The organism is Candidatus Propionivibrio aalborgensis (genome assembly GCF_900089945.1).
GTDB lineage: Bacteria > Pseudomonadota > Gammaproteobacteria > Burkholderiales > Rhodocyclaceae > Propionivibrio > Propionivibrio aalborgensis.
Genome location: NZ_FLQY01000067.1, coordinates 1 through 4385, shown reverse-complemented (window position 1 = coordinate 4385; position 4385 = coordinate 1). Strand labels below are relative to the sequence as shown.

The 4385-nt window shown below is 59.4% G+C and carries 5 protein-coding genes; all 5 read left to right on the top strand.

Going from position 1 to position 4385, the window contains the following annotated elements:
- Positions 1-691 (top strand): nitrogen regulation protein NR(II) (glnL, locus tag PROAA_RS04665; protein ID WP_245664162.1); only part of this gene is annotated, 691 nt, incomplete at its 5' end.
- A 64-nt stretch (positions 692-755) separates the two neighbouring features.
- On the top strand, positions 756-2180 hold the full coding sequence (gene ntrC, locus PROAA_RS04660) for a nitrogen regulation protein NR(I) (RefSeq protein WP_186410223.1): 1425 nt from the start codon (positions 756-758) through the stop codon (positions 2178-2180).
- A gap of 20 nt (positions 2181-2200) precedes the next feature.
- On the top strand, positions 2201-3052 hold the full coding sequence (locus tag PROAA_RS04655) for a biotin--[acetyl-CoA-carboxylase] ligase (protein ID WP_245664161.1): 852 nt from the start codon (positions 2201-2203) through the stop codon (positions 3050-3052).
- On the top strand, positions 3049-3780 hold the full coding sequence (locus PROAA_RS04650) for a type III pantothenate kinase (RefSeq protein ID WP_186410222.1): 732 nt from the start codon (positions 3049-3051) through the stop codon (positions 3778-3780). The genes PROAA_RS04655 and PROAA_RS04650 overlap by 4 nt, the downstream gene beginning before the upstream one ends.
- Before the next feature lie 52 nt (positions 3781-3832).
- The gene (locus tag PROAA_RS04645; RefSeq protein WP_186410221.1) at positions 3833-4237 is read left to right on the top strand and encodes a DUF350 domain-containing protein; all 405 of its coding nucleotides are present in this window, start codon (positions 3833-3835) and stop codon (positions 4235-4237) included.
- The last annotated feature ends 148 nt before the right edge of the window (positions 4238-4385 follow it).

Here is a 4385-nt window from a genome sequence, read left to right as displayed (position 1 = left end):
GATTGCCAGCCGTGAGCTGATCCGCAATCTGGCGCATGAAATCAAGAACCCGCTGGGCGGCATTCGTGGGGCGGCGCAATTGCTGGAGCATGAACTCAACAACCCGGGATTGCGCGAGTACACGCAGGTCATCATCAATGAAGCGGACCGCCTGCAGGATTTGATGAAGCGCCTGCTTTCGCCGCATCGACCGATGCAGCCAGGCCCGGTGAATATCCACGAAATACTTGAACGTGTGCGCAGCCTGCTGTCTGCCGAGTTCCCGCTGACGCTCACAGTTTTGCGCGATTACGACACCAGTCTGCCCGAACTGGTCGGTGATCGCGAGCAACTGATACAGGCTGTTCTCAATATCGCGCGCAATGCAGCGCAGGCGATCAAGGGGCAATCCGACGGCGTACCCAATTCGGGGGAAATCACATTGCGTACGCGTGTCAGCCGGCAGGTTACGCTGGCCAAGAAACGCTTCCGTCTGGCGCTTGAATTGCAGGTGATCGACAACGGTCCGGGCATACCTGACGACATCCGTGAAAAGATGTTCTATCCGCTGGTGTCAGGTCGTCAGGGGGGTAGCGGTCTCGGCCTGACCCTGGCTCAGAGCTTCATCCAGCAGCACCAAGGGACGGTCGAATGCGAAACGCGCCCAGGGCAAACCTGTTTTACGATACGGATGCCCCTGATTACGGAGTAATCGCCAAAATGGCAAGCTATTTGCTAAAGGCTAACCATACTTATTCGTAATGTCAGGAAATACAATGAAGCCTGTGTGGATCGTCGACGACGACAAATCAATACGCTGGGTTCTCGAAAAGACGCTGTCACGCGAACAGGTGCCATTCAAGAGTTTTGCTTCGGCCAGCGAAGCCCTGTCGCAGCTTGATCTGGGCAGGGAACCTCCGCAGGTGTTGTTGTCGGATATCCGCATGCCGGGCGAATCCGGGCTGGATCTGTTAAAGCAGGTCAAAGAGCGCTTCCCTTCTCTGCCGGTCATCATCATGACTGCCTACTCGGATCTGGACAGTGCCGTTGCAGCTTTCCAGGGTGGCGCATTCGAGTATTTGCCCAAACCGTTTGATGTCGACCAGGCGCTGGAGTTGATCCGTCGCGCCATTGACGAGAGCTTGCACCAGGTTGGTGCGTCCGACGAGGTTGGTCTGGTTCCTGAGATCCTCGGGCAGGCCCCCGCCATGCAGGAAGTCTTTCGCGCCATTGGCCGCCTGAGTCAGTCGAACGCAACGGTCATGATCACCGGCGAGTCGGGTTCGGGAAAGGAACTGGTCGCCCGTGCCGTACATCGCCACAGTTTGCGATCGGACAAGCCATTCATCGCCATAAACACGGCAGCCATTCCCAAGGAGCTGCTTGAGTCCGAGCTATTCGGCCATGAGCGAGGCGCCTTTACCGGTGCAGCGGTGCAGCGGCGCGGTCGCTTCGAGCAAGCCGAAGGCGGCACGCTTTTTCTCGACGAAATCGGCGACATGCCCTCTGAACTGCAGACACGCTTGCTGCGCGTGCTCTCCGATGGAAACTACTACCGCGTTGGCGGGCATTCCCCGATCAAGGCCAACGTCCGCATCATCGCCGCAACACACCAGAATCTGGAAAATCGCGTCAAGGAAGGCCTCTTTCGCGAGGATCTGTTTCACCGCCTGAATGTGATCCGCGTGCGTTTGCCGAGCTTGCGAGAACGGCGCGAGGACATTCCGATCCTGGCCCGTCATTTCATGCACAAAAGCGCCCAGGAGCTGGGCGTGGAGGCCAAGCGTTTTTCCGAGGCAGCGCTCAAACATCTCGCGTCGCTTGATTTCCCTGGCAACGTTCGTCAATTGGAAAACATCTGTCACTGGCTTACTGTCATGGCGCCAGGTCAGCAGGTTGACCTCGCCGATCTTCCGGCGGAGCTGCGCGATACTGCGCTGCAGTCCGCCGCTGCCGACTGGGAGAGTGCGTTGGCGCAGGAGGTCAATCGTCTTCTGGTGGATAGTGGCGGCAAGGTTCACGAAATACTGACCAACAGCTTCGAGCGCGTTCTCATTACCCGTGCGCTGGCACACACGGGAGGGCGGCGGATCGAAGCAGCGCTGGCACTGGGTATCGGTCGCAACACCATCACGCGCAAGATCCAGGAGCTGGGACTTGACGACGGACGCAATAGCGATCCGCTGCGTGCGACGGGATAGTTCGGTAGTCGAAGCGGTTATTGACGATAATAGCGGCATTGATTTCCGATGCCACTGCAGTGATTGATTCTTCCTCGTCACCGATGATCGACCCGGTCAGCGTGCAATCCATGCTCGGAGATGCGCGCGGCCGATTCGATATCGATTCCCTCCTGGAGTGCGAATCGACCAGCACCTTGCTGCTCAAGCGTGCCGCTGAAGGCGCACCGGCCGGAAGCGTCATCGTCACAGACCGGCAGACCGCCGGACGCGGCAGCCGGGGTCGTGGCTGGCTGGCATCGCCTGAATCGAGTCTGACTTTTTCTGTGCTTTGGCGTTTCGACGGTGGTGTCGGGCAACTGGCCGGCCTTTCGCTGGCGGTGGGCGTCGCCGTGGTTCACGCCCTTGAAGCCTTCGGCGCCAACGGCATCATGCTCAAGTGGCCGAACGACATCCTGTATGACAACGCAAAACTCGGCGGCATTCTCGTCGAATTGCAGAGCGCGCCGGACAGCGCGCTGGCCGTCGTCGGAATCGGCCTCAACCTGAGCATGCCCGAAAGCATCGGCGAGGCTGCAGACTTCGCACTTCCTGCCGCAGCGCTGGACGATATCATCTTGCCATTGCCGGAAAGACACGCCTTGTTCGCGCAGCTTCTCGTCGAACTGGCGCATGTATTCGACCGCTTCTCGTACGGCGGTTTTGCCGTCTTGCGTGATCAGTGGCAGGCGCTGAACGCCTGGCAGAACCATCCGGTACGTCTGCTGCGCAACGGCCTTCTCGAAAAGGAAGGCGTCTGCCGCGGCGCCGACCTTGACGGCGCCCTGCTGGTGCAGACTTCGGCCGGCGTCGAGCGCTGCCTGTCCGGCGATCTTTCCCTACGCGCCCAATGAATCTCATCGCCATCGACGCCGGCAATACGCGCATCAAGTGGGGCGTGCATGACGGCGCGATCTGGATTGCCCGAGGCGCCCTGCCCACCAGCGAAGCCGCGAGCTTGTCCGAAGTCTCCGCTGGGTGGCCTGGCGCTGCACGCATCGTCGCCTGTAACGTGGCCGGCCAAGTGGTTGAGGACGTAATCGGAACGGCATTGGGCACACGCTTTCCTGCCCCGCTATGGTTGCGTTCAAGCGCCGGAATTTGCGGAGTGCGCAATGCCTATGATCAGCCCGGGAGCCTGGGCGCCGACCGCTGGGCGGCGTTGATCGGCGCTCGCGGGCTTAGCTCAACGGACTGCCTCGTCGTAGGCGCCGGGACGGCGACCACCGTCGACTGGCTCGACGCAAGCGGAGTATTCCGTGGCGGATTGATCCTGCCGGGTATCGATCTGATGCGCGCTTCTTTGGCACGAGACACTGCACAACTGCCATTGGCTGAAGGCAGTTTCAGCACGACGCCACAAAATACCGCGGATGCCATCGTCAGTGGTTGCCTGCACGCACAGGTTGGCGCCATCGAGCGAATGTTCTCGGGACTGCCCGCCTCCCAGGAAACTCGCTGTCTGCTGACGGGTGGCGCCGCACATCGCATTGCACCGCACTTGCGTATCCCGTTTAAATTGACAGAGAATCTGGTTCTTGACGGACTGATTCGCTTTGCTGTCATGCACCCGTCGAAGTGAAGTATTTGCCGGTCTGGAACGGCGACGCAGCATTCGCATACTGGAGAGTTCTATGTTGCCTAAAATGTTGACCATGTTGCCCGCCTTTCTCGCCTATTTCGCGGTTGGCGTCGTCCTGATTACCGTATTTTTTATGGTCTATGTGAACGTCACGCCGTACGACGAAATCGCCTTGATCCGGCAGGGCAACATCGCGGCCGCAATTGGCCTGTCGGGCGCCCTGTTCGGCTTCGCCCTCCCCGTAGCCAATGTCATTGCCCACAGCGACACGCTGATCGACCTCGCTGCCTGGGGCGCTATTGCCGGCGTGATCCAGATACTGGCGTACCTGGTGGCACGCTATACCGTGCCGCATCTGGCTGAAGATATTCCCGCTGGCAAAGTAGCCCCGGCGATCTTTGTTGCCACACTTTCGCTGACCGTTGGGCTGACCAACGCGGCGTGCATGACCTACTAATCAGGCTGCTTTCGTTCAGGGAGAACCTCATGGCACTCATGGATTTCATCAAAAAGCAGTTTATTGACGTCATTCAATGGACTGAGGAGGGCGATGGCGTTCTGGCCTACCGCTATCCGATGCAGGACTTCGAAATCCAGAACGGCGC

Coding starts and splice junctions, on each gene's coding strand:
- ntrC (WP_186410223.1), top strand. CDS start 756: ATGAAGCCTGTGTGGATCGTCGACGACGACAAATCAATACGCTGGGTT.
- PROAA_RS04650 (WP_186410222.1), top strand. CDS start 3,049: ATGAATCTCATCGCCATCGACGCCGGCAATACGCGCATCAAGTGGGGC.
- PROAA_RS04645 (WP_186410221.1), top strand. CDS start 3,833: ATGTTGCCTAAAATGTTGACCATGTTGCCCGCCTTTCTCGCCTATTTC.